This is a genomic window from Pseudoalteromonas sp. T1lg76, from assembly GCF_002964725.1.
Taxonomy (GTDB): domain Bacteria; phylum Pseudomonadota; class Gammaproteobacteria; order Enterobacterales; family Alteromonadaceae; genus Pseudoalteromonas.
Window position 1 is genome coordinate 1 of sequence record NZ_PQCE01000108.1, and the last position, 220, is coordinate 220.

Here is a 220-nt window from a genome sequence, read left to right on the forward strand (position 1 = left end):
TCACTATGGAACGCGAGTATAGCTCAGCTGGTAGAGCGCAACCTTGCCAAGGTTGAGGTCACGAGTTCGAACCTCGTTACTCGCTCCAATCTCCTCCGCTTCGTATGTACGACTCTTGAGTCGACCATCCGCCCGGGTGGTGGAATTGGTAGACACAAGGGATTTAAAATCCCTCGCTGGTAACAGCGTGCCGGTTCAAGTCCGGCCCCGGGCACCATTT

The 220-nt window shown here is 55.0% G+C and carries 2 tRNA genes; both read left to right on the forward strand.

The window, feature by feature from the left end:
- The first annotated feature begins 12 nt into the window (after window positions 1-12).
- Window positions 13-88: transfer RNA gene (locus tag C2M35_RS15440), tRNA-Gly, on the forward strand.
- Window positions 89-130: 42 nt separating this feature from the next.
- Window positions 131-217 (forward strand) — tRNA-Leu (locus C2M35_RS15445).
- The last annotated feature ends 3 nt before the right edge of the window (window positions 218-220 follow it).